Source organism: Arenibacter troitsensis, from assembly GCF_900177645.1.
GTDB classification, from domain to species: Bacteria; Bacteroidota; Bacteroidia; order Flavobacteriales; family Flavobacteriaceae; genus Arenibacter; species Arenibacter troitsensis.
Window position 1 is genome coordinate 155,656 of the sequence record NZ_FXAO01000008.1, and the last position, 25,213, is coordinate 180,868.

Sequence of the window (25,213 nt, forward strand, 5' to 3'; positions counted from 1 at the left end):
AAGAAATAAAAAGAATTAAACCTCAGGGCAAGCCCTGAACCCAATAATAGGAACCGACCCAAGGGTCGAGGTATTCAACCTGGATCCCGCCGAAAAAGGCATGGTAAGTTCAACTTGCAATTTTAAGTACATCTTACCGACTTCTCAAAATTGAGTTCCACTTATTATGTTTTTTAACTGCAATTAGAGCAAAAAAAAAGCGACCCATAAGGTCGCTTTTTAAGTTGAATATGTTATTCTTAGTTAATCTTAGGATCTTTCATTCCTTCTTCGATCATGCTGTAGAATTGATCAATTTTTGGAAGTACAACTATACGTGTTCTTCTGTTTTTAGCTTTGTCTGTTGGGGAAACAGGAATATATTCTCCTCTTCCTGCAGCAGTCATACGCTTAGGATCAACACCATAATCTTTTTGTAAAATACGTACAACTGAAGTAGCACGCTTCACACTTAGATCCCAGTTGTCATACAATACACCACTGTTGTAAGGATCAGTATCGGTATGACCTTCAACCATAAATTCGAAATCAGGTTTGTTATTAACCACTTGGGCAACTTTACCTAGGATTTCCTTAGCTCTCTGAGTTACGTTAAAGCTTCCGCTTCTAAACAAAAGTTTGTCAGAAATAGAAACAAAAACAACTCCTTTTTCTACACTGATTTCAATGTCCTCATCATCCAAGTTTCCAAGAACACCTTTTAAACTTTGTACCAAAGCCAAGTTTACAGAATCTCTTCTGGTAATGGCGTCGTTAAGCTTTCTTATGGTCAGATCCTTTTCTTTTAAACTTTCCAAAGATTTCTCCAAGTTATCGGCACCTTTACTTGTAAGAGTAGTTAGGTTACCCATATTGTTGATTAAGTCTTGATTATTGGCTTTAAGGAAGGCATTCTGATCTTCCAAAGTCTGCATTTTTGAAGTTGCAGCGGCCTTGTCCTCTAAACAGGTATTTAATTTAACTGTCGCGGAATTTAATAAATCTTGTGCTTCTTTTGCCTTGGCTTCCATATCTGCATACTTCTTCTGTGATACACACGAAGACAACAAAAGGGTAATACCTAAACAGCCTAAAATGATTTTTCTCATAGTTATGATAATAGAATTAATAATTTATAATTTAATTAGTTCGTTTTAATGTTCGCAAAATTATGTAAAACGCAATATTTTGCGAGACCAATTTAGTTAATCTTTTACTAAATTGTTAAAATTTTTTACATGATTTATATAATAGGCCCATACAATAGATTTTATTAGGTAATAATCACCTGTATAACAGTCCTTTTCCCTCTTTTTGTAAATTTTCCTAAAATTTCTGTAAAAGCTAAAATGGGCCTGTACTATTGCCCAAAAATGCTTAAACCTACCCTGAACAATAAAATGTAGTGCCGCTAGGCCATCCAAAACCATTCTTATAAGGATTATTGGAAATACTTTTGGTCCAGGAAGATTTTTGACTAGCGAAAAAAGGGAATTTCTAAAGTTGAGAAAAGTCTTTTTCGGATTCATACTACTTAAAGTGGAGCCACCTAAATGGTATACTTCAGATTCTCCTACATAATAAACTTTATAGCCCTTATTTTTGGCTCTCCAACATAAGTCAATTTCTTCTTGATGGGCAAAATAATCTGGATCAAATCCTTTTAGCTCCCGGAATACATCCGCTTTAATAAACAAACATGCTCCGGTAGCCCAAAATATTTCCCTTACGTCGTTGTACTGGCCATTATCCGCTTCCAATTCATTAAAAATACGCCCCCTACAAAAGGGGTAACCAAACTTATCAATATAGCCTCCGGCAGCGCCTGCATACTCAAATTGGGTCTTATTTTTATAATCCAATATTTTGGGCTGTACAATGGATGTCAAAGGGTTGTCATTAAATTCCTTTATTATTGGGGCAAGCCAATCCTTGGTCACTTCCACATCAGAATTTAAAAGGCAATAAATATCTGCCTCTATATGGGGCAAGGCATCATTGTATCCCTTGGCGTAACCCCCATTGCTCGAGTTTTGGACGATACCAATCCCTGGATAATTTTTTTTAAGAAAGGCGATAGAACCATCCGTAGAGGCATTGTCGGCGACATAGACATCAGCCTCCTTGGAGAATTCCGTTACGGATGGCAGAAACTTTTCCAAAAGCGCTTCCCCGTTCCAATTAAGTATAACTACTGCTATTTTCAACATTTTCTATAATGCCCAAAACAACAGGCATATATTCAAATTAAGAGGTTCTGATTAAGTTGGCAATGTAAAGAAATAATTTATATTTAACGATGTATATTTGGACAACCGTTATTCCCAATCCCTTATTTTTATTATGCAATTAGATATAGTGGCATTCCCTTATCCAGGTCTATATTCCGGAATGTCCTTAAGAAAACTATATTGCTCCCTTTCGAAATCCATACTGCAAAAGAAATGATCCAAACCGTTGGTAACCATTAAATACTTGGCTTTGAGCAAAAGGTTATATCGGGCGATTTGGTCAAAAACCACTTGGTCAATTTTAGTTTCGGGTGATTTACATTCCACTAAGATTTCAATACTACCGTTTGGATTAAAGACCACTACGTCGTATCTTTTTTTTAGATTATTAATTAGGAGTTGCTTTTCAACGTTGATATGCGCCTTAGGATAATTCTTGTCCGAAATTAGATTGTGCACTACGTGCTGTCTTACCCATTCTTCAGGTTGTAGAACCACAAATTTTTTGCGTATGACATCAAAAATATAGATTTTATTTTCCCTATTTTTGAATCGAAAGGGATAAGACGGATAGTTTAATGGTTGCATTGTGCAAAGTTGATGATTTTTTTTAGATGGACGAGGTAAAACAAATTGTAAGCAATATAAAAAAAGGAGATATAGCACCAATATATTTTCTTACAGGGGAGGAACCATACTATATTGATAAGATTGCGGAGTATATAGAAAAAAATGCCCTTACAGAAGAAGAACGTGGATTTAATCAGGTTGTTCTTTACGGCAAGGAAATCACCATCGAGGACATCGTTAGTAATGCCAAGAGATATCCTATGATGGCAGAACGCCAAGTGGTCATTGTGAAGGAGGCACAACATTTGTCCCGTACCATAGAAAATCTTGTTTCCTATGCCGATCAGCCCCAACCTTCCACTATCCTTGTATTATGTTATAAATACAATAAACTGGATAAGCGTAAGAAGTTATATAAATCCATTAAAAAATCAGGGGTAATATTTGAAGGTAAAAAGTTATATGAAAATCAGGTAGGGGACTGGATTAAAAAATCTTTGCACTCAAGGGGCTACGGTATAACTTTTAAGGCTGCCAATCTACTGGTCGAGTTCCTAGGTACGGATTTAGGCAAGATAGACAAGGAATTGGAGAAATTGTGTTTGGTTGTCCCAAAGGGAATTGAAATCAACCCAGATGTTATTGAATCCAATATTGGAATTAGTAAGGACTATAACAATTTCGAACTAAAAAAAGCTATAGGTGAAAGAGATGTTGAAAAGGCAACTAGAATTGTCAATTATTTTGCGCAAAACCCAAAGGACAATCCGTTTGTGCTAACCGTAACCCTTTTGTATTCTTTTTTTATACAGTTGCTTTCATATCACGGTTTAAAGGATCACTCCCCCAAGAGTGTTTCCTCCGCGCTGGGCATTAGGCCATTTTTTGTTGCCGAAATTCAGACAGCGGCCAGAAATTATCCTATGAGACGCGTTAGTGAAATTATTTCCGGCTTAAGGGAATTGGATGTAAAAGGCAAAGGAGTAGGTTCCAACATATCACAGGCAGACTTGCTTAAAGAACTATTGATCAAAATATTCTAGGCCCTGTATGGATTGATTGGCCTACCGCTAGAAAATTAAACAAAAGTGTCTATTTGGAATGCATGGGAATAACCCATTTGGTATAAATCCAAGGAAGCCCTAAGCTTTGGTAGCAACAAACTTATATTGAGTAGGAACTACTTCTTGTCCAAGCTATATTTTCCAGGACCCAGCATAAGTATGGAGATAAAGGCAACCAAAAATAAAACAGCCTTTTCTTTTACATTGAAAGGATCGGCACCATGAACTATCACTGCAGCGACCATCATGGTTATTATAGGAGGAACTGTTGCCCAACGGGTCTTAAAACCAATAATAACCAAAATTGGAAAAATAAATTCCCCTAAAACCGCAAGAAATAGGGAAGGAGCGGCACCAATTCCAATAGGATCCCCAAATTCAAAATTACCACTAATAAGTTTTTGAAATTTAGGTAGTCCGTGGGTCATCATTAAAATAGCCGAGGAAATGCGAAGAAATAGTAGGCCTAGGTCTTTCATTTGGGGGAGATAGGTTTTATAAAAAATTAATAGATTTAAAGCTTATAAAAGTAACCATAAGTTTATTAAAATCAAAAGGAATTATAATGGTCAATTTTGTACAGACCTTAAAATAGAGCTAGGTTTATCTCAATTTAGGAAAATCCGTAGGATTGGACTCGTGCATTATAGCATATACCTTTTCAAATATATCCTCGGCATTAGGTTTTGAAAAGTAGTCCCCATCAGTAGCATATGCCGGCCTATGTGCCTTTGCCGTTAGGGTTTGTGGGGCACTGTCCAAATATTTATAGGCACCTTGTTTCTCAATAATCTCATGTATTAAATAAGCAGAGCAACCTCCAGGAACATCTTCGTCTATAACCAACAACCTACTTGTTTTTTTAATGCTCTTAAGCACATCATGTCGTAAATCGAATGGCAATAAGCTCTGAGCATCCACAACTTCCGCATCAATGCCTACTTCCCTAAGTTCTTCAGCGGCCTGCAATACTGTTCTTAAGGTAGATCCATAGGAAAGTAAGGTAATATCCGTACCGGCCCTAACTACTTCAACGATTCCGATGGGGGTACATATATCCCCGAGGTTATTTGGTTTAGGTTCCTTTAAACGGTATCCATTTAAACTCTCAATCAAAAGGGCCGGCTCATTTCCTTTCATTAAGGTATTGTAAAAACCGGCTGCTTTGGTCATATTTCTTGGCACTAGAATATACATACCCCTCAATAAATGAATCAATCCACCCATTTGGGAACCGGAATGCCATATTCCTTCCAATCGGTGTCCACGGGTCCGTACGATCAATGGGGCTCTTTGTTTTCCTACAGTTCTATATAGTAGTGTGGCCAAATCATCGGTCAATGTAAAAAGTGCATAAAATATATAATCCAAATATTGGATTTCCGCAATGGGTCGTAATCCTCTTAGTGCCATTCCTATTCCTTGTCCAATTATACTGGCCTCCCTAATACCAACATCTGCAACCCGAAGTTCTCCATATTTCTTTTGCAATCCTTCCAAACCTTGATTTACATCTCCTATGGTACCACTGTCTTCGCCAAAAATCAATGCTTGGGAATATCTTTCAAAAAGGGAGTCAAAATTGTCCCTGAGGATAATTCTTCCATCTACTTGCTCTGGTTCTTCATCATAAGTTGGTCTCACTTCAGGAACATTCAAGGCATTGTTACGCTGCTCGTTGTACAGGTGGGAACTGAACTTAGTTTGGGATTCCTCCAAAAAGTTCTTGGTCCATGCAGCCAAAAGATCTTTCTCCTTACTGCTTTCCCCCAACAAATAACGCAGAGCCTTCCTAGCCTTGGAAGCCATATCCTTTTTTATGGGCTCTTCAATAGCGATTAGATCGTTTTTTAATTTGGTGATAAAAAGTTTGTTCATACTGGAATTGGCAGCATTATCCAATAAGTTCACCAATGTTCTTTTCTGCTCCTTATGCGGTCTTAAAAACTCTTCCCAAGCTTCTTTTCGAGCACTTCTAACCTGCCTTTTGATATTCTTTTCAAGCGATTTTAATTCTTCTTCCGTAGAAATTTTATTTTCCAATATCCACTCCCTATATCGCTTATTACAGTCATTTTCTTTTTCCCATTCCAAACGCTCCTCACTCTTATAACGCTCATGGGAACCCGAAGTGGAATGTCCCTGTGGTTGCGTTAGTTCGGTTACATGGATAATCACTGGAACGTGTTCGTCCCTGGCAATATCAGAAGCATTTTCATAGGCGTGGATCAAGGCCGTATAATCCCAACCCTTAACTTTTAAGATTTCATAGCCCTTATGGTCCTTGTCCCGTTGAAAACCGATTAAGATTTTTGATATATCTTCCTTGGTGGTCTGGTGTTTGGCATGAACGGAAATACCGTAGTTGTCGTCCCAAATACTGATTACCATGGGTACCTGCAAAACCCCGGCCGCGTTTATGGTTTCGAAAAAAACTCCTTCACTGGTACTGGCATTTCCAATAGTTCCCCAAGCAACTTCATTACCATTATCAGAAAACTTGGTGCTGTTTTTGACCTTTACGTTCCTATATATTTTGGATGCCTGGGCCAAGCCTAGTAATCTTGGCATTTGTCCCGCTGTACAGGAAATATCGGCGCTGCTGTTCTTTTGTTTGGTGAGGTCCCGCCAACTGCCATCCTCATTTATACTATAGGTGGTAAAGTGACCTCCCATTTGCCTTCCGGCACTCATAGTTTCTTTGGTTATATCGGTGGTGGCATATAGTCCGTGAAAAAATTCCTTTGGAGTAAGTAGCCCCAAGGCCATCATGAAGGTTTGATCCCTGTAATAACCGCTTCTAAAATCGCCATCCCTGAAAGACCTGGCCATGGCCAATTGTGGAAGCTCCTTACCATCACCAAAAATTCCAAATTTCGCTTTTCCTGTCAGAACTTCCCTTCTGCCCAATAGGCTACATTCCCTGCTCGTAACTGCTATTTCATAGTCTTTCAATATTTGTAATTGAAAATCGTCAAATGAAATATCGTTGCTTGCTTCGGAATCTATATTCATTACGCTCTTGATGGTTTATCGCAAAAATATCAAATCAATATGGTTTTTGCAACCAATAGTGCAGGATAATAATTAATAATTCCTTAAAAATAATTGAAGTGTATTTTTAAATATTAGTAATATCGCAATAATAGTACTGATATTTGAGAATATATTAAAAATTTAGAACCATTTTCTAGTAAATAATCCTGTTAATGTCCTTGGACTAAAGGTTATAACAAATCTAATTTTTTGGTCGTATTGAGGTTGCGAAATCTCCCAACCATTGTTGGAGTATAATGGAAAATATAGTTCAAAATAATCTGTCAATAAATTTAAACGAATACCGGAATCGTATACAAAACGCTCCTTTAACCCTTTATTTTTAACAAAACCAAGATCACCATAAACCTCTATCCATCGCCAAATATTTACACTGGTATTAATGGTTGCCATCCAATCATTGGCAAAGGGGTTTTCCAATTTGGATTTAAAACCGCCCTCCGCAACTATGATCTGTTGACTATATATTCCAGATCCTTCCGATCTGCCCAAGTATTCGTAATCGAACAAATAGTCTGTAGGCCTATCCAGGGAAAAGCTAAAAAAATCAGTACTACCAGCTGTTTCGTTTCTTAGAAACTTACCGGCAAAAAATCGCAAATTAAACTGCCTATTGTTTTCGAAAAGTTTTCGGTATTCCAATTCATATGCCAGCTTGGTAAATTTATCGGAATACTGAGCGTCCACAGACCACGAGAGATAATTGATTATATTATTATGGGTATTATAATATTTGGCATTGAACACGTTATAATCAGGATCCGTTTCCAGCCCTAAACTCTGTAAATCCGGATCTATGTCCCTAAAAACACTAATAGTCCTTAATATCAAAGCCTCCCTTTTGTTCAATAAAAGATTGCTGGGCCTCCAACCAAAACCTATAGACGGACTCACGGTACTATAGCGCGAATTTTCCTGGAAATGGGAAGTAGATCCCCTTAAGGAATAGTTGGTAACGTACAGACCGCTTTTACCATGATATTTACGGAAATTAAATTTACCATAACCAACAAAAGTTTTTTCATTGGGAGCATAGGTAGGTGCCAGATCAAAAACGAACGGCCTTTCCAATAAGGTTTTGTTGTGCAATCGCATGCCTGGCGAGAGTCCGTCATACTTATTGAATCCCAGGACAGGAACATAAAAAATTTGATTGTAGTAAGGGTCCTCGGCATCCTTAAAAAACTGAAACTTCAGTTTTTTGTTACTTGAAAAGAAGCCGTTCAGAGATTTCCAATTATCCCTTTGGTTAAACTCAGGGATGGTCTGATCATAATTTAAAACCAAACGATCTTCCCCGTTCTTTGGAATTCTAAAGGCCTGTTGATCCGTAATATCCGTATACCAATAATTGGAAACTACGGAATCGTTTTTTATCCCAAAAAGAGAAATGGGTACATTGGTGCCTTCCTTGTTTTTTAAGATGACCACCAAAGAATCCTCCATTTTACGGACTTTTTTAATTTTAAAATCGATTTTTTGTGTGGTAGAGACATATTCATCAAAAAACCAATTAATATCCTTGTCCGAGTTTTCTACGACTATAAACTTGAAATCTGCCGCTGTGGTGGGTTTTAACCTATAATTGATGTAAAATTCCTTCACACTGCGGTCAACATGTTCTTTACCCGTATAGTCGGCTAAATATGCCAATCCCAAACCAGCCTTGTACCGGTTAGCTATTTTCTGATTGAATTTTACCAAGGAATCGTTGGGAGTAGTAAGGGACTGATCAATATTTCGTCTTGCCGATAACATATGGAGCAGGGGATACTGTTCGTTAAAATTCATTTTGGCCAAATGAAAATTTCGTACCCCCCAAATACGGGATAATTTTCCCAATAGTTTTTGATCTGGATAGTATTCCTGCACAAAACCGATCATTAAATAGTTCAAAATAGCATCGGTAACCCATTTTTCATTTCTGGGATCCAGGAAGAGAGTTTCCTTGATAAAGCTATTGAGTGCTGTTTTCAAAAACTTCATTTCAAATTGAAACTGTTCTTCATAAGGCCTAATAAAACTGGGGAGTTGGTTTATGCCATATAACGGGTCCTTATTATAATCCAATTCCGAGACCAATAATTGTTTATGTGGAAAATCCCCCAAATTTTCATAAATATATTTTGCCACCCGATTGATGGATATTCCCGAAGAAATCTCATCGTACTTTGCGGACTGTAGGTCTGTTAATATGGTGATCTCCGGCGTTACATGCTTTACAAACTGCTTGGAAGGCCTTATAATTATTTCCCCACTTTTCTGATTGATTCCTTGAAAATAAATATGCTGAACACTACCTTCCTTATTCTTGCCCAATTCATGAAAATTAGAGACGGCAAATAAATTTTGGGGTATAATGAGTTCTATGGAAGTATCGGCCATATCCGTATATAGATCTTCCAGATTCTTGTTGGAATATAAATGCCATGACCCATCGTAAACGGCAGGGGTGAGGTACCAATCCTTTAAATAATATCCTCCCCTGTTATCATATCCGTAAGTGGTAAATTTATCCGAAGGCAACTTCACTCTATACGTAATAAATATTTTAGTGGATTCTTTCGGCGGTAGGGGGTGGTTCAGATTAATTTTTATAATGTCCCTTCCTGGGGCATATTCCCAATCCAAACCTTGGTAATTATCGTCAACGGTACTTGTTATTTTGGTATTACCCCTTTCTTCCTCTTTGGCCAGATGTAGCCCTTTTTTAAATTCTTCAGAAAATCTTTTGGCCAATGCCGTATTCTTGTTCGCGTAGGCATTGGCCCAATCATTGAAATATAAAAACTCCAAGGTATCCTTGGAATTATTTACATAATTAATTTCCTGTTGTATGTTAATGGTTTTACCTTCTACGTCCAAGGTGGCCGTAAGTTTATTGGAATGTTGGGCAATGCAGAGACCATTGATACATAAAATTATCAACAATAAAATAGGTTTCCGTATGCAATCCAACTTCTTCAAGAACCTTGTGTTTAGAAATTAGGACTCAATATATTGCCTTTGTAAAAGGAATCTATTATATCTACCACTTCCTTTTCCGTGTCAACAATTTGTATCAAATCCAGATCACTAGGACTAATGTTTCCCATTTTAAGCATGACATCCTTAATCCAGTCCAACAAGCCATTCCAAAATTCCGAGCCCACTAGAATAATTGGGAATTTTTCTATTTTGTTGGTCTGTATTAGCGTAATTGCTTCAAAAAGTTCATCCAACGTACCAAAACCGCCAGGCATAACCACAAAGCCTTGGGAATATTTTACGAACATAACCTTACGGACAAAGAAATAATCAAAATCCAAACTTTTATCCCCATCTATATAAGGATTGTCATGTTGTTCAAAAGGCAAATCAATGTTCAAACCAACAGAGGTACCCCCTGCCAGATGTGCTCCCCTGTTCCCGGCTTCCATTATCCCTGGACCACCACCGGTAATAATCCCATATCCTGCCTCGGCAATACTCTTGGCCACACTAACCGCCAATTCGTAATATTTGTCCCCAGGCTTTGTACGGGCAGACCCAAATACAGAAACACATGGGCCAATGGCGCTCATTTTTTCAAATCCATTTACGAACTCGCCCATAATCTTGAATAAGGCCCAGGAATCGTTAGTTTTAATCTCGTTCCAACCTTTGTGATGCTGTTCTTTTCTCATATTTGAATATTATCAATAATCAATATAGACTACCGTTTTCTTATCATTATAATGCAGTTTTGAAGAAAAAAGTATCTTTGGCCGACACTTAATTTCACAAACCTAATTCCTTTTTCAAAAATTTTGAGGTGTAACTCTTTTTATCCAAGGCCACTTCCTCCGGAGTACCTTCCGCAACTACCATACCACCATTTCGACCGCCTTCATAGCCAATATCTATAATATGGTCTACCATTTTTATGACATCCATATTGTGTTCAATTACCAGAACGGTATTTCCTTTGTTTACCAGTTTGTTAAGTACATGCATCAATACCCTAATATCTTCAAAGTGGAGTCCCGTAGTAGGTTCGTCCAAAATATAAAAGGTATTTCCAGTATCCCTTTTAGAAAGTTCGGTAGCCAACTTTATACGCTGCGCTTCTCCACCCGATAGGGTAGTGGACTGCTGGCCCAAGGAGATATATCCCAGTCCCACATCCTGAATGGTTTTTAACTTGCGATAGATTTTAGGGATATTTTCAAAAAACTCCACAGACTCGTTAATAGTCATCTCCAGTACATCGGCAATAGATTTGCCCTTATATCTAATCTCCAAGGTTTCCCTGTTAAACCGTTTGCCATTGCAGGTCTCACATTCTACATATACGTCTGGAAGAAAATTCATTTCAATAACCCTTAGACCTCCACCTTGACAGGTTTCACATCGTCCTCCAGTAACATTAAAGCTAAAACGCCCGGGTTTATAGCCCCTAATCGAAGCTTCCTGTGTTTTGGCAAAAAGGGACCTAATCTCACTAAAAACACCAGTATAGGTTGCCGGATTGGACCGCGGCGTTCTTCCTATGGGCGACTGATTAATATCAATGACCTTGTCTATATGTTCCAAGCCCTTAATTTTCTTGTAGGGCATAGGAACTTTTACGCCGTTAAAATAATGGGCGTTCAAAATAGGGTATAAGGTTTCGTTGATCAAGGTAGATTTACCACTGCCCGAAACACCCGTTACCCCTATCATTTTTCCCAAAGGAAAACTTACCGAAACATTTTTAAGATTATTTCCTGAACAACCGGATAATTCCAGGCTGTTTCCATTACCTTGCCTTCTTTTTTTGGGAACTTCAATTTTTAACTTTCCGGTAATATAATCGGCTGTTAGGGTATGATGATTTTTTAGATCATCGGGTTTACCTTCTGAAATTATTTCCCCTCCATGTTTTCCGGCTTTTGGCCCTATATCTATAACATGGTCTGCTCGTTCTATCATATCACGATCGTGCTCTACCACAATTACTGAATTACCAAGGTCTCTGAGCGATTCCAAAGACTTTATCAATCGTTCGTTATCCCTCTGATGCAGACCAATACTTGGCTCATCCAGGATATAAAGTACACCTACCAACTGTGACCCAATTTGGGTTGCCAATCTAATACGCTGTGCTTCCCCTCCGGACAGGGATTTACTACTTCTATTTAAGGAGAGATAATCCAAACCGACATCCAGTAGAAATTGGACCCTTGTTTTGATCTCCTTTATAATTTCCTCTGCAATTTTTAATTGGTTTCCCTCTAGTTTTTTTTCCAGACCGTTAAAGAAATCGGCCAATTCCGCGATATCCAGATTGGATAGTTCGGCAATATTGTTGTTGTCTATTTTAAAATTAAGCGATTCTTGTTTTAACCTAGTGCCTTCACAAGTTGGACATTTAATTTTGTCCATATACTCCTTGGCCCAACGTCTGATGGAGGTGGAGTTGGCCTCGTTAAATTGACTTTTTATAAAGTTGGATATGCCTTCATAATCTATTTTGTATAGACGTTTTACCCCAAGGGTTTTAGAGTCAACCTCGAAACTTTCCTTACCCCCATAAAGCAGTACCCCAATAGCTTCCTCGGGTATTTTGGCAATTGATGTGGTTAGTTCAAAACTATATCGCTGCGCAATGGTCTCTATCTGTTTAAAGGCCCACGAATTTTTATATTCGCCCAATGGAGCAATGCCACCTCCTTTAATGGACAGAGTTTTGTTTGGGAAAATTTTATTTTCATTTACCTCATAAATATGTCCAAGCCCATTACAATCGGGACACATGCCTTTTGGTGAATTAAAGGAAAAGGTGTTGGGTTCTGGGGAGGGGTATGAAATTCCAGTGGTAGGGCACATTAAATCCCTACTAAAATAACGGGGTTCATCCTTGCCCTCTTCCAAAATCATCAGTACATTTTCACCGCTGTACATGGCGGTATTGATGGTTTCCGAAATACGCTTGTCCAATTCGGTACTCTCCTCAATTTTGAGTCGATCAATAACAATCTCAATATCATGGGTCTTGTAACGGTCTACTTTCATGCCCTTTACAATATCCTTGATTTCACCATCTACCCTCACTTTGACAAAACCTTGTTTGGCAACTTGCTCAAATAGCTCCCTATAATGACCTTTTCTGGATTTAACTATTGGAGCCAGTATATTTATTTTCTTGCCCTTATAGGAAGATATGATCAATTCCTTTATCTGTGCATCATCATAACTAACCATCTTCTCCCCAGTATTGTAACTGTAGGCATCCCCGGCCCTAGCAAATAAAAGTCTAAGGAAATCATAGATTTCGGTAATGGTGCCTACGGTAGACCTTGGAGATTTTGAAGTCGTCTTTTGCTCTATGGCAATTACAGGTGACAGGCCATCGATCTTGTCCACATCCGGGCGCTCCAGGCCACCCAGAAACTGTCGGGCATAGGCCGAAAAAGTCTCAATATACCGCCTTTGCCCTTCGGCATAAATGGTATCAAAAGCCAAGGATGATTTGCCACTTCCTGAAAGTCCGGTAATAACTACCAGCTTTTCTCGGGGTATGGTAACATCTATGTTTTTAAGGTTGTGCACACGAGCGCCTTTAACCTCAATATTCTCTTCGTAATTAATCATTTTCATAGCAATGTGCGAAGTTACGACTTTGACTCCTAAAAATGAAGTAGGTGCTATTTAGTTTTTTGTAGATTAAAAGCTTAGCTATAAATTAGCGTTCTTAACTTTAAAATATTATTAAATGCAGCTTTTAGGAATTGGTTCTAGGATTAATCATAGCGAATACGGTAAAGGGGTAGTTACCAATGTTACGTCTAAACATTACTGGGTGACTTTCATGGAAAATGGTTTGGAAACCATAGAATTGGATTCCAATTTTGATGTTATAGAAGCAGTGGAGGACGAAGTGGATACCATAAGTTTTTCCGAAGTGGAACAATCGCTGATTTCCATTTTAAAACGATGGAGCGATACCAGTTCCATCACTCCAATTGCGGACAAATGGAAGGGCGGGAGCCTAGTTTTAAAACCTGGTGATGCCAACTTATCCGATAAGGAAATTCCACTGGATACCTTTTTTCACAAAATTGTTATGGTAAGGGACCGAATTAGGGTAATGGAGCAAAAAATAAACAGCAGCAACAATTTGGATGATCAGGAAAAAGTTGACCTACAGCAGTATATAACCCGAATTTATGGTAGCCTAACTACCTTCAACGTACTTTTTAAAAATCAGAGCGATAATTTTGTTGGAGAAAAATCCAAGTAACCTAAAATAGCATTCTATACCACAAATTGAAGGTACAAGACACATTTGTATAAAGAAGGAATAGGGGGGCTTAATTGATTCACTGTGCCAAACATACGGACACATTTATTATACCGCTTCCTTTTCACTTACTATTGCTAACTGCCGTTGTCCGGAATATCGGGAATGTGAGTGTATTTTGTTACTTATCAATTGTTTTATGTTCGTCTGGGAAAGATCTCCGGTACAATCATAGGTTGATAATTCCAAGGATATAATCTCTACAGTATATAGGTTGTAATAAATGGCATACTTCCTTTTTTGATCGTAAACCATAAATTCCTGACCATGGAATTTTGACCTGAAGTATTTGGAAATAAGCGGTAGCACGTCGAATCCTGGTGAAACATTGGAAAAGTAGACCTGATCTTGCGATATCTTAAACTTTGCAATGGCTTCTATTCTATGTTTTTCCCGTGCCACCATTCTGGAGAGTTGCTGAATTTTTAAAACAATTTCCGACAATCCTTCAACAGGGTTTTCATTGGGATTGGCATACATAGAACGGATGTATTGGTACAGCAGTAGTTCAATACCTTTGGTTTCGCTTAAAAAGGCAAAGTAAATGGACTTAATGGCCGCATTGCTTTTGTTCTGTATACTGTTCCAAACCCGTCTTGCCTTATCCATCTGGGTAAAAACAGTTATCGCTTCCGAAAACAGACCTTTTTGTAGCTCCTTATTTTTTTGGATGTTCGCCACAGGGATTTTCTCCTCAAAAATTTTGAAAACCGTAGTTAGAAAACCATTGAAACTGCCGTCGTAAATTAAAACCTTAGGATTTTCCATAATTATTCAAATAAACTGAGTTGTACACTTAATTCCTTTTTTAAACGTCTTCTTTCCGTCTTTACTAAACGACCCTTGGATAAACCACTCTCTTTTTTAGAGCTAATGGAAACAAAGTGATTATCATCCATCCCGGAAAAGGCTAGACTACTTAATTTTTGATGCAAATCGTCCAAAGTCATGTTTTCGTATTTGTAATTATTCCAAATATATGGATTATTTCCTAATTATGGAAATAGTCCAATAAATTTTTTGGATATATTCCAAAATACGTATATTTGAGGCTATGGGATATAGTCTTTTACCCAAATAGGGAATATCTATATATCAACTATATGAATTAAAAATCTGTACTATGAACGAGGATATGGAAATTGTTACAAAGCGTTTTACCGATTTACGTCGTGAATTGGGGTATACCCAATCTGACTTTGCCAACTTGCTTGGCATTTCAAATACTACGGCCGACATAGAAAGGGGGCGTACCAAGTTATCGGGAAAAGTAGTGGCTGAATTACTCAAGCAATTTAAAATAAATCCACTTTGGCTATTCGGTGACAGTTCCCAAAAATTTCTAGCGGTTACCAATGTCAGTGTTATTCCCAAGGTGGTTACGGTTAATTCATCCGAAAACGAGAATATGGTATTGGTAAATGCAAAGGCCGCCGCCGGATACCCCCAAAATATTCAGGACACCAGTTGGTACAAACAGCTGCCTGCCTTCGATATTCCTTTGCCAGAATTCAGAAATGCCACCTATAGAGGTTTCCAAATTGAAGGGGATAGTATGTTGCCCAATCTAAAGCCAGGCGAATGGGTATTGGCCAGAGCCGTTGAAGGTCTAAAGGATATCAGTCCCAATAAGATTTATGTTGTGGTATTACAGGACGCGGTTTTGGTGAAAAAGATTGAAAAATCGCCCAATCCGGCCGTAATTTCATTAATATCACTAAATGAAAACTATCCTCCATACAGCGTAAACACTGAAGACATACAAGAGCTTTGGCAAGTTAGTAGTAAAATAACCTTTGGCGTAGATGCCACTTCCGAGAAGGGATTGTTAAGGCAATTACAGGAATCTATGGATGAGCTAAAAAATCAATTAAAAAAAGTCAACAACTAATACCTCCTTATTTTTAGGCTTAGAGGCTTATATCCAAAATATTTTTTAGGGAAGCCTTTTCCTGTAATAAAAAGATTATTGAAACCTATTGTTCCTGCCTGCTTCGGATAGGATTAAACTTGACCCATCATGGAGTTTTTACATTAAATAGGATTAATATCTTGTTATTGTAGGTTTTACCTTATAGGTATTTTTATCGATAAAGCGTATATTTTTATCGATGAAATGCAGTATTACCTTCATTTGTACGCTTTCACAACAAGATCGTGAGGTTACACAACAAAATTCTAAAATTCAAAGTACAACAACATATTTTTGAGCTGATAATGAGTCCCAAATCTTATCATTACATATATAAAAAGGCTGTGCAATAATATTGTATCGCCTTTTTTATTTTAAAATCTTACTACCGGTACAAAAATGTAGGATAAATAATGGTTTACTTGTCCACAAATCCTTTAATTTGATTTGTGTTTTTCATGGGCAAGTACCGATGATGGTAATTTAGGGATACACAGGGCACAACAATAACCCTGCTTTGGCGTTTGTTGTATTGGGTGTAAAAACGCCCAAAGGCTTTAAAATTATTAAAAAGACCAAGAAGTAATTAGAATATTTAGACAACAATTGAACAATGGTGAAGTCTTTTAATAAAATGTTTTTTTCATTAATGATTTGTTCATTGTGTTTTTGGTATTCGTCTGCCCAAGACCCTTCTACCAAACCGGATTATTTCCAGGAGTTTCAAAATAAGAAGGGAGTACAGGAAAGATTTGATTATTTCTTTGGTGTGCCCAATCGCTATTTAGAGGATTCAGCCTATGATTGGCAAGCTGCAGTAAATGTTTATCACAACAATGCTCAAAAAGTTAAGGATTCAACAAGCATCACCAAATATGAGCTTATGCAATCCCAACTTTATTATGATATAGGCGACTTTAGCAAAAGTGTGGCCATTGCAAACCAATTGTACAAGAAAATTGATAATTTGGATATGCCATCCAAAAAAATCCTTTTAGACCTGATAGACAACAACTATGCTAAATTGGGGCTATATGATAGGCAATTTGAAATAAGAAATGAGAAAAAGAATTTAGGCCTTACAGATAAGGTTATTTTCTATGATATCTACTCCAACCTTGGACTTCATAGAAAGGCAATGGACGACTATATCAAGGACAAGCTTAAAACTATAAGGGAAGACGACTATTATGGCCAGGCGGAATATCAGAGCAACGTTGGGAACTACCTTCTTTTGGATATGTCCATACCAACAGCCCTAACCTATTACAAGAAGGCAAAGGGATTTATTGATGTATATCTCAATGATATTAGCAGGGAAAAAACAGAACAAGAAATTAGCAAAGGCAATTTATTGAAAGCCATTATAGAAGGGAACATTGGTAAATGTCATGCGCTGCTTAAGGAATATGATATTGCCATTCCTTATTTGGAGAATTCCATTAACCTGATCAATGAATACAATAAGGGTAAGTTCTCGTCGGAAAAGGTAGAAAACACCTTGGAGTTGGCGGATTGTTATTTGCAGAAAGAAGACTATGAAAAGGCCCAAGAGTATCTTTTGGATGGACAAAATCCTGTGAAAATTGAAAATATCCTTAGAAGAAATAGATTATTAGCGGCCTACTTTGACCGAATAGGCGATTATAAAAATTCGGTCGATTATTTAAAAAGAAACGTACGTATTAGGGATTCATTGAATAGGAACGAATCCTCCATGAAAAAACAACAGTTGGCTGCCGTAGCTGGGCAAGAGATAGAGTACTCCAAGAAAATGATGGAGCAGCAGAAAAAGGACCTAGAGCAATCCCGAAGCGATTTACAGGCCAAAGAGGAAAGAATTAATATTGTTTTTATTTCTTTGATCTTTACACTTTTGGGATTTGCAGGCTTAGTTTTCGCCTACTTGAAAAGTATTAAGAACCAGCGGCTTATTGCCGATCAGAAGCGCATCATAGAGGCTTCATTGGTAGAAAAGGATTCCCTTTTAAAAGAAATTCACCATAGGGTAAAAAATAACCTGCAAATGGTTTCCAGCCTGCTTAGCCTGCAGACAAAAAATACACGTAGTAAGGCAGCTATCGAAGCGTTGGAAGAGGGTAAGAGTAGGGTAAAGGCCATGGCCCTTATCCATCAAAAATTATATCAGAACGACGATCTTTCAGTGATAGAAATGCAGGGGTATATTGAAAGTCTTATTAATAGCGTACAATCAGTTTATAAAAAAGGAGGTCATAATATAAATATTACCATTGATGCCGAAGGTGTAGAGCTGGATATTGATAGGGCCATTCCTTTTGGTCTTATACTAAATGAACTGGTATCCAATTCATTTAAATATGCCTTCCCGGAAGATGATGAGAACGGAAAGATTTATATTCATTTGAGAAAGAACGGGGGACAAGGCTATTTTGAGTACACGGATAACGGTATAGGACTGCCAGAGGATACGGATGATAGGGCCAATTCCTCCATGGGAATAAGGCTAATGAATCGTTTGGTAAACCAACTTCAATCTACTTTAAATATCGATAAAACATCCGAAGGAGTTCGTTTTTGGTTCAATTTTAAATAAATTTGAATAAAAACAGTTCAACTTATGCAGATTACATTTCTAGGCCATGCCACTTTACTCATTGAAACAGCTGGAAAAAGATTATTGGTAGATCCTTTTATTTCAGGAAATGAGCAAGTAGATGGTAAAATTGATATTAAAGGATTAAAACCCGATTATATCCTGGTAACCCACGCCCATCAAGACCACACCTTGGATGTTGAAGAAATTGGTAAAATGAGCAATGCCACAGTGGTAAGCAATTTTGAAATTGCCACCTACTATGAAAACAAAGGCCTAAAGGCTCATCCTATGAATCACGGTGGGAACTGGAAGTTTGACTTTGGTACCCTTAAATATGTAAATGCCATTCATACCTCTTCCTTTGCCGATGGAACCTATGGTGGTCAGCCAGGGGGATTTATCCTTTCTTCTGAAGGAAAGCACATTTATATTGCCGGTGACACTGCTTTGACCATGGATATGAAACTTATTCCTATGTCCTTTCATTTGGATCTTGCTGTATTGCCCATTGGCGATAATTTTACGATGGGGGTCGATGATGCCCTCCTAGCATCGGATTTTGTTGAATGTTCTAGGGTATTAGGTTGTCATTATGATACTTTTGGGTATATTGTAATTGATCATGACCAAGCCATTCAAAAATTTTCAAAAAAGGGTAAAGAGCTAATTCTACTGGAAATAGGAGGAGCTTTAACGGTTTAATTATCGCACCTTACTTCGCAGTACTAGCCTATGGAGCAGTTTAGGGAAAAATCTTTTCAAATAGATTCCGAATACCTCTTTTTGGCCAATGTAAACTTCGAATTTTTCTTTTTCTATGGCCTTGACCATTTTTTTGGCAAAGACTTGTGGGGATAATCCATTTTTAGTGGCCACATCATTGTCAACTTGGGGACTGCCATCAGCTGTAAGGGCATTTATGGCCACATTGGTATTTACAAAGCCTGGACATACCATGGTAACCTTAATATTGTCAATTTCATGTTCCATGCGTAAAGCGTCAAAAAAACCATGTAGCGCATGCTTGGCCCCACAATATCCAGAGCGAAAGGGAGAGCCAAATTTTCCCATTAGACTAGTTACGGTCACAAAATGTCCTTTTTGTTGGGTTACAAAATAGGGAAGGATTGCTTTGGAAAGGGCAATAGTACCCATGTAATTAACGTCCATCAATTTCTGATAAACCTGCAAATCGGTTTCCATAATTAAGGAACGTTGGCTAATACCGGCATTATTTATCAATAAGTCGATAGACCCATAAAACGACATAGCTTCCGTAACTTTTTCAGACATGGTATCCCTATCCATCAAATCCAATGGCAGTAGGGATATAAGTTCGCTTTTTGGGCAACGGGTCTTAACTGATTGTAGATCACTTAATTTTCTGGAAGAAATAATAAGCTTATAGCCTTTGCGGTTAAGTTCAAAGGTCAGGGCTTCCCCTATACCGGAGGAAGCTCCAGTTATCCAGACAACCCTATCGACTTTTGTTTTCAATTTTTTCATATTTAGAAAAAAAGATAGTTAAATTTGATTTTATATTTCATGAAAGCAACCTACAAAAAATACATTTTAGAATTTAAACGCCCCAGTGGTACTTCCAGGGGAATAATGACCCATAAAGAAACCTTCTTTATTATTTTGGAACAGGATAATAAATATGGAATTGGGGAATGCGGTATTTTAAGGGGGTTGAGTGTTGATGATGTTCCGGGCTATGAGGACAAGCTGAAATGGACCTGTAGCAATATTCATTTGGGAAAAGACCGGCTGTGGAAAGCCTTGATGCCTTATCCTAGTATTCAGTTCGGAGTGGAACAAGCCTTTTTATCCCTTAATTCCAAGGATCCCTATTTACTTTATCCTTCAGAATTTACGCAAAACAATAGCCCCATAGCCATCAACGGATTGATTTGGATGGGGGATGAACGTTTTATGCATCAACAGATCCAAAAGAAACTTGAGGAAGGTTTCAAGTGTATTAAATTAAAAATCGGAGCCATCGATTTCCAGAAGGAAATAGCGCTTTTAAAATCCATTAGAAATACATACAGTGAAAAAGAAATTGAATTAAGGGTCGATGCCAACGGTGCATTCCTTCCTTCAGAAGCCATGGCTAAACTGGAACGACTTTCCCTTTATGGGCTGCACTCCATAGAACAACCCATCAAGGCTGGCAACACAAATGAAATGAAGGAATTATGCCTAAATACTCCCATCCCCATAGCCTTGGACGAGGAATTAATAGGAATTACCGATGTAACGGAAAAGGAGAAACTTCTACAAATTATAAGGCCGCAGTATATCATCCTAAAACCAAGTTTGGTTGGAGGGTTTAAAGGAAGTATGGAATGGATCAAAATTGCCGAGAAATTAAATATAAAATGGTGGGTTACCAGTGCATTGGAAAGCAATATAGGCCTAAATGCCATTGCACAATGGACCTCTACCTTAAACAACCCTCTACCTCAGGGATTGGGTACCGGTGGGTTATATACCAATAATTTTAAATGCCCACTAAAAGTAAAAAATGGAACAATTTCCTATGAACAAACCGGGAGTTGGGAAAACAATTTAATAGAGAATTTATGTATATAGAACAGGGATATAAAGGAAACCATGAATCTTGGAGATACCTAGTCGGAATTTTGATCATATTCATTGGCTGGCAACTTTTGGGGTCCATTCCACTACTTGGAGTAATAATCGTTAAGTCTCTTGGCGGGGAAACCTTTCCCTCGGATGTTGCAGGAATGTCGAAAATGGTAGGTAGCAATCTATTTCTCTTTTTAATGCTTATTTCATTTGTATTTGGCCTTGTGGCAACATTTCTTACCGTTCAATTTGTTCATAGCCAAACTATAACCTCCCTTACCACCAGTAGAAAAAAAATAGATTGGAAACGAGTGCTTTTTGCTTTTGGACTTTGGGGACTAATAACAATTTTGATTACCGGGCTGGACATCTTTTTGTCCCCAGAGGATTATGTTTTTAATTTTAATGTAATGCCCTTTGTCTTATTATGCCTTATTTCCGTTTTATTAATTCCGCTCCAAACCAGTTTTGAGGAGTATTTTATGCGAGGGTATCTAATGCAGGGCATTGGGTTAATGACGGGCAAAAGATGGGTGCCATTGGTAATCACTTCCATGATTTTTGGTTTGTTGCACCTTTTTAATCCTGAGGTTGAAAAATTGGGCTATGGAATAATGGTTTATTATATAGGTACCGGGTTTTTCCTTGGGATTTTGACACTAATGGATGAGGGATTGGAATTGGCCATAGGTTTTCATGCAGCCAATAATTTATTGACCGCCCTCTTGGTGACCGCAGATTGGACCGCCTTCCAAACCGAATCGCTATACAGGGATATATCGGAACCAGAGTTGGGCTGGGATGTGTTTTTACCGGTATTGGTGATCTATCCAATTCTCTTGTTCGTATTCTCCAAAAAATATGGCTGGACCAATTGGAAGGAGCGACTTACAGGTGATGTACAAAGTCCAGAAACTGTACGACTAGATGAAGAAAGTGATTTCAACCTTTAAAAACATCCATCCTAAATTTAAATACAACGGAATCCATTACGATTTTGGAGTTTTAAAAGAGTTGGCCTACAGTCTTGTCAAGGAAGGTAAGGACTATGAAAAGTCCGTTGGAAATTTTCTAATGGATTGGCTGGATGATACCAATACCATTCTAGTAAAAACTTCAGGATCTACGGGTGTCCCCAAAACAGTTTTGTTGAAAAAGGAACATATGGTTAATTCCGCCTGGGCCACAGGAGCTTTTTTTAAAATGGGACCTGGAACAAAAGCCCTTCTATGTCTTTCCACCGACCATATAGCAGGGAGAATGATGTTGGTCCGGGCCATAGTACTGGGTTGGGAAATAGACTTGGTGGAACCTTCTTCCAATCCTTTGCAATTCACTTCCAAACATTACGACTTTGCTGCCATGGTGCCCATGCAGGTACAGGGCGCTTTTCCATATTTAAAGCAAATTGGCACATTAATTATTGGAGGGGCACCTATTTCCCCTGAGTTGAAATTAGATCTGAACAAGGTAGATACACGGATTTTCGAAACTTATGGTATGACCGAAACCGTTACGCATATTGCCGTAAAAGAGCATGCGAAAGGTCCTGAAGACCACAATTTTAAGACCCTTCCGGATGTTGTTCTTTCCAGGGATGAAAGGGATTGCTTGGTGATTGAAGCTCCAAAAGTTTCCGATGCCGTTATAGTAACCAACGATGTAATTAACTTAATATCTCCCAATGAGTTCCATTGGCTGGGCAGGTATGACAACGTAATTAATTCCGGGGGAGTTAAATTAATCCCGGAACAACTGGAGTCCAAGTTATCTATATTGATCAAATCCAGATTTTTTGTGGCGGGCATCCCTGATGCCTATTTAGGCCAAAAATTAATCTTGGTAGTCGAAGGTGATATAGATGGTAATCAATTGTCCCAAGACATAAAATCCCTAAACTCAATTTCCAAATATGAAATTCCCAAAGAAATATTTAGTGTCCCCCAGTTTGTAGAGACGGGCAGTGGCAAGGTAAATAGGGTAGAAACATTAAGACTACTCCATTTGAAATAGTTTATATGAAGGGCGCATTTAAGAATTTCCAAATCTCCAATCAACCAGGGGGTTCATTGTCAAATTCAAAAATCATCAAATTAACAAATTGGTGCATTGTTACATTCCCAAATTATCCCATTTCCAAATCTTCCAATCACCAAATTAACTCATTGCTACATTAATACATTTGCACATTGGTAGATTTCCAAATTCTCCCTTTTCTAAATCCTCAAATTATCAAACCTGCACCACCCCCATATTAAATGGCTTTTCAATAGGGGCATGGTTGGCGGCCTCAATCCCCATAGATATCCACTTACGCGTGTCCAGAGGATCTATTACTGCGTCCGTCCATAAACGGGAGGCTGCATAATAGGGCGATATCTGATTATCATATCGCTCTTTTATTTTATTAAAGAGTTCGCTTTCCTGGGCTTCCGTAATTTTCTCGCCCTTCTTCTTCAGCGAAGCGGTTTCTATCTGTAGTAACACCTTGGCCGCCGAATTACCGCTCATTACCGCCAATTCGGCACTGGGCCAAGCCACAATCAATCTTGGGTCGTACGCCTTGCCGCACATGGCATAATTTCCCGCACCATAACTATTGCCTATAATAATGGTAAATTTAGGCACAACGGAATTACTGACCGCGTTCACCATTTTTGCCCCATCCTTAATAATACCCCCATGCTCACTTTTACTACCTACCATAAAACCGGTAACGTCCTGTAAAAATACCAAGGGAATTTTCTTTTGGTTACAATTGGCAATAAAACGAGTGGCCTTATCAGCAGAATCGGAATAAATGACCCCACCAAATTGCATTTCCCCATTTTTGGTCTTTACCACTTTGCGCTGGTTGGCAACAATACCTACGGCCCATCCATCTATACGGGCATAACCTGTAAGAATAGTTTTTCCGTAACCTTCCTTGTATTGTTCAAAATCGGAATTATCTACCAGACGATTAATAATTTCCAACATATCGTATTGCTCGGCCCTCGATTTTGGAATTATCCCATAAATATCATCTTCCTTTTCCTTGGGTTTTACCGCTGGGATCCTGTTATATCCCGCCTTATCATAGTCGCCAATTTTGCCCATGATGTTCTTTATCGTATCCAAAGCGTCTTTGTCATCCTTCGCCTTATAATCCGTTACTCCACTAATTTCACAATGGGTAGTGGCACCTCCTAAAGTTTCATTATCAATAACTTCTCCTATTGCAGCCTTTACCAAATAACTACCTGCCAAAAAAATACTCCCCGTTTTGTCCACTATCAATGCCTCATCGCTCATGATGGGCAGATAGGCCCCACCTGCTACACAACTGCCCATAACGGCCGAAATTTGGGTAATTCCCATACTGCTCATAACCGCATTGTTTCTAAAAATCCTGCCAAAATGTTCCTTGTCTGGAAATATTTCGTCCTGCATGGGAAGGTATACGCCGGCACTATCCACTAGGTAAATAATGGGCAAGCGATTTTCAATGGCAATTTCTTGGGCCCTTAGGTTCTTTTTTGCGGTGATAGGAAACCAAGCTCCTGCTTTTACTGTGGCATCATTGGCCACCACAATGCATTGTTTGCCCTGTACATAGCCAATTTTTACTACAACGCCTCCTGAAGGGCATCCGCCGTGGGCCTCGTACATGCCATCACCTACAAAGGCCCCAATTTCAATCGACTCCCTGTCCTGATCCAAAAGATAGGCAATACGCTCCCTGGCACTTAATTTACCTTGGGCATGCTGTTTTTCCAATCTGCTTTTCCCGCCTCCAAGTTTTACCTTGGCCAGTTTATGTTTTAATGCCGATAGTAGTAATTTATTGTGGTCTTCGTTCTTGTTGAAGTTGATATCCATGTTGAGACGCCTTTCTTTTGCGCAATAAAGATAAGGAGTTATATTTATTAACTTTAACTAAAT

At 38.3% G+C, this 25,213-nt stretch carries 20 protein-coding genes; 8 read left to right on the forward strand and 12 right to left on the reverse strand.

The genetic code is table 11. The features are described from left to right. Positions 1-239: 239 nt before the first annotated feature. The 3 genes from B9Y87_RS17690 to B9Y87_RS17700 form a co-directional block, all read right to left on the reverse strand. On the reverse strand, positions 240-1,088 hold the full coding sequence (locus tag B9Y87_RS17690) for an OmpA/MotB family protein (protein WP_031443860.1): 849 nt from the start codon (positions 1,086-1,088) through the stop codon (positions 240-242). Between the two features lie 96 nt (positions 1,089-1,184). Then, positions 1,185-2,189 (reverse strand): glycosyltransferase family 2 protein, encoded by a 1,005-nt coding sequence (locus B9Y87_RS17695; RefSeq protein WP_085500301.1) that lies wholly within the window; start codon positions 2,187-2,189, stop codon positions 1,185-1,187. Between the two features lie 159 nt (positions 2,190-2,348). Continuing rightward, positions 2,349-2,798 (reverse strand): type I restriction enzyme HsdR N-terminal domain-containing protein, encoded by a 450-nt coding sequence (locus B9Y87_RS17700; protein WP_085500302.1) that lies wholly within the window; start codon positions 2,796-2,798, stop codon positions 2,349-2,351. A gap of 26 nt (positions 2,799-2,824) precedes the next feature. On the opposite strand from B9Y87_RS17700, the gene holA reads away from it, so the two are divergent. After that, entirely contained in the window at positions 2,825-3,823 is a 999-nt protein-coding gene (gene holA / locus B9Y87_RS17705; RefSeq protein ID WP_085500303.1) for a DNA polymerase III subunit delta, read from the forward strand. A 137-nt stretch (positions 3,824-3,960) separates the two neighbouring features. Here the strand turns inward: holA and B9Y87_RS17710 are convergent, their stop codons facing one another. From B9Y87_RS17710 to uvrA, 5 genes are all read right to left on the reverse strand, one after another. Next, positions 3,961-4,323 (reverse strand): DoxX family protein, encoded by a 363-nt coding sequence (locus B9Y87_RS17710; protein ID WP_085500304.1) that lies wholly within the window; start codon positions 4,321-4,323, stop codon positions 3,961-3,963. A gap of 124 nt (positions 4,324-4,447) precedes the next feature. After that, positions 4,448-6,859 (reverse strand): alpha-ketoacid dehydrogenase subunit alpha/beta, encoded by a 2,412-nt coding sequence (locus B9Y87_RS17715; protein ID WP_085500305.1) that lies wholly within the window; start codon positions 6,857-6,859, stop codon positions 4,448-4,450. 162 nt (positions 6,860-7,021) lie between these two features. After that, a complete protein-coding gene (locus tag B9Y87_RS17720; RefSeq protein WP_245808739.1) occupies positions 7,022-9,868 on the reverse strand; it encodes a gluzincin family metallopeptidase in 2,847 nt (948 codons plus the stop codon). Positions 9,869-9,879: 11 nt separating this feature from the next. After that, the gene (locus B9Y87_RS17725) at positions 9,880-10,566 is read right to left on the reverse strand and encodes an LOG family protein (RefSeq protein WP_085500306.1); all 687 of its coding nucleotides are present in this window, start codon (positions 10,564-10,566) and stop codon (positions 9,880-9,882) included. A 94-nt stretch (positions 10,567-10,660) separates the two neighbouring features. Then, complete coding sequence (gene uvrA / locus B9Y87_RS17730) at positions 10,661-13,495, reverse strand: excinuclease ABC subunit UvrA (RefSeq protein ID WP_085500355.1); 2,835 nt, start codon at positions 13,493-13,495, stop codon at positions 10,661-10,663. Positions 13,496-13,616: 121 nt separating this feature from the next. Here uvrA and B9Y87_RS17735 point away from each other — a divergent pair, with 121 nt between their 5' ends. Further along, complete coding sequence (locus tag B9Y87_RS17735) at positions 13,617-14,144, forward strand: hypothetical protein (protein WP_085500307.1); 528 nt, start codon at positions 13,617-13,619, stop codon at positions 14,142-14,144. A gap of 108 nt (positions 14,145-14,252) precedes the next feature. On the opposite strand, the gene B9Y87_RS17740 is transcribed toward B9Y87_RS17735, so the two are convergent. Beyond that, the gene (locus B9Y87_RS17740; protein WP_085500308.1) at positions 14,253-14,972 is read right to left on the reverse strand and encodes a TIGR03915 family putative DNA repair protein; all 720 of its coding nucleotides are present in this window, start codon (positions 14,970-14,972) and stop codon (positions 14,253-14,255) included. 2 nt (positions 14,973-14,974) lie between these two features. Beyond that, positions 14,975-15,154, reverse strand: coding sequence for a hypothetical protein (locus B9Y87_RS17745; RefSeq protein ID WP_085500309.1), 180 nt, complete (start codon positions 15,152-15,154; stop codon positions 14,975-14,977). Between the two features lie 173 nt (positions 15,155-15,327). Between B9Y87_RS17745 and B9Y87_RS17750 the strand changes: the two genes are divergently transcribed. From B9Y87_RS17750 to B9Y87_RS17760, 3 genes are all read left to right on the forward strand, one after another. Continuing rightward, positions 15,328-16,095, forward strand: a complete 768-nt coding sequence (locus B9Y87_RS17750) for an XRE family transcriptional regulator (RefSeq protein WP_085500310.1) — start codon at positions 15,328-15,330, stop codon at positions 16,093-16,095. Between the two features lie 670 nt (positions 16,096-16,765). After that, the gene (locus tag B9Y87_RS17755; RefSeq protein ID WP_245808740.1) at positions 16,766-18,691 is read left to right on the forward strand and encodes a sensor histidine kinase; all 1,926 of its coding nucleotides are present in this window, start codon (positions 16,766-16,768) and stop codon (positions 18,689-18,691) included. Positions 18,692-18,715: 24 nt separating this feature from the next. Further along, positions 18,716-19,396 (forward strand): metal-dependent hydrolase, encoded by a 681-nt coding sequence (locus B9Y87_RS17760; RefSeq protein ID WP_085500311.1) that lies wholly within the window; start codon positions 18,716-18,718, stop codon positions 19,394-19,396. Here the strand turns inward: B9Y87_RS17760 and B9Y87_RS17765 are convergent, their stop codons facing one another. Next, positions 19,397-20,191, reverse strand: coding sequence for an SDR family oxidoreductase (locus B9Y87_RS17765; RefSeq protein ID WP_394334969.1), 795 nt, complete (start codon positions 20,189-20,191; stop codon positions 19,397-19,399). It lies immediately after the preceding gene. 48 nt (positions 20,192-20,239) lie between these two features. Between B9Y87_RS17765 and B9Y87_RS17770 the strand changes: the two genes are divergently transcribed. From B9Y87_RS17770 to B9Y87_RS17780, 3 genes are read left to right on the forward strand one after another with little or no spacing between them, the layout of a single operon-like run. Continuing rightward, positions 20,240-21,292 (forward strand): o-succinylbenzoate synthase, encoded by a 1,053-nt coding sequence (locus tag B9Y87_RS17770; protein ID WP_085500313.1) that lies wholly within the window; start codon positions 20,240-20,242, stop codon positions 21,290-21,292. Continuing rightward, positions 21,283-22,242, forward strand: coding sequence for a CPBP family intramembrane glutamic endopeptidase (locus B9Y87_RS17775; RefSeq protein ID WP_085500314.1), 960 nt, complete (start codon positions 21,283-21,285; stop codon positions 22,240-22,242). The genes B9Y87_RS17770 and B9Y87_RS17775 overlap by 10 nt, the downstream gene beginning before the upstream one ends. Next, entirely contained in the window at positions 22,217-23,302 is a 1,086-nt protein-coding gene (locus tag B9Y87_RS17780; RefSeq protein ID WP_085500315.1) for an AMP-binding protein, read from the forward strand. The genes B9Y87_RS17775 and B9Y87_RS17780 overlap by 26 nt, the downstream gene beginning before the upstream one ends. 219 nt (positions 23,303-23,521) lie before the next feature. On the opposite strand, the gene B9Y87_RS17785 is transcribed toward B9Y87_RS17780, so the two are convergent. After that, entirely contained in the window at positions 23,522-25,150 is a 1,629-nt protein-coding gene (locus tag B9Y87_RS17785) for an acyl-CoA carboxylase subunit beta (protein ID WP_085500316.1), read from the reverse strand. Positions 25,151-25,213 lie beyond the last annotated feature (63 nt).

Bases quoted from the DNA above. Each gene is read 5' to 3' on its own strand.
- B9Y87_RS17690 (WP_031443860.1), bottom strand. From the start codon at position 1,088: ATGAGAAAAATCATTTTAGGCTGTTTAGGTATTACCCTTTTGTTGTCT.
- B9Y87_RS17695 (WP_085500301.1), bottom strand. From the start codon at position 2,189: ATGTTGAAAATAGCAGTAGTTATACTTAATTGGAACGGGGAAGCGCTT.
- B9Y87_RS17700 (WP_085500302.1), bottom strand. From the start codon at position 2,798: ATGCAACCATTAAACTATCCGTCTTATCCCTTTCGATTCAAAAATAGG.
- holA (WP_085500303.1), top strand. From the start codon at position 2,825: ATGGACGAGGTAAAACAAATTGTAAGCAATATAAAAAAAGGAGATATA.
- B9Y87_RS17710 (WP_085500304.1), bottom strand. From the start codon at position 4,323: ATGAAAGACCTAGGCCTACTATTTCTTCGCATTTCCTCGGCTATTTTA.
- B9Y87_RS17715 (WP_085500305.1), bottom strand. From the start codon at position 6,859: ATGAATATAGATTCCGAAGCAAGCAACGATATTTCATTTGACGATTTT.
- B9Y87_RS17725 (WP_085500306.1), bottom strand. From the start codon at position 10,566: ATGAGAAAAGAACAGCATCACAAAGGTTGGAACGAGATTAAAACTAAC.
- uvrA (WP_085500355.1), bottom strand. From the start codon at position 13,495: ATGATTAATTACGAAGAGAATATTGAGGTTAAAGGCGCTCGTGTGCAC.
- B9Y87_RS17735 (WP_085500307.1), top strand. From the start codon at position 13,617: ATGCAGCTTTTAGGAATTGGTTCTAGGATTAATCATAGCGAATACGGT.
- B9Y87_RS17740 (WP_085500308.1), bottom strand. From the start codon at position 14,972: ATGGAAAATCCTAAGGTTTTAATTTACGACGGCAGTTTCAATGGTTTT.
- B9Y87_RS17745 (WP_085500309.1), bottom strand. From the start codon at position 15,154: ATGACTTTGGACGATTTGCATCAAAAATTAAGTAGTCTAGCCTTTTCC.
- B9Y87_RS17750 (WP_085500310.1), top strand. From the start codon at position 15,328: ATGAACGAGGATATGGAAATTGTTACAAAGCGTTTTACCGATTTACGT.
- B9Y87_RS17755 (WP_245808740.1), top strand. From the start codon at position 16,766: ATGATTTGTTCATTGTGTTTTTGGTATTCGTCTGCCCAAGACCCTTCT.
- B9Y87_RS17760 (WP_085500311.1), top strand. From the start codon at position 18,716: ATGCAGATTACATTTCTAGGCCATGCCACTTTACTCATTGAAACAGCT.
- B9Y87_RS17770 (WP_085500313.1), top strand. From the start codon at position 20,240: ATGAAAGCAACCTACAAAAAATACATTTTAGAATTTAAACGCCCCAGT.
- B9Y87_RS17775 (WP_085500314.1), top strand. From the start codon at position 21,283: ATGTATATAGAACAGGGATATAAAGGAAACCATGAATCTTGGAGATAC.
- B9Y87_RS17780 (WP_085500315.1), top strand. From the start codon at position 22,217: ATGAAGAAAGTGATTTCAACCTTTAAAAACATCCATCCTAAATTTAAA.
- B9Y87_RS17785 (WP_085500316.1), bottom strand. From the start codon at position 25,150: ATGGATATCAACTTCAACAAGAACGAAGACCACAATAAATTACTACTA.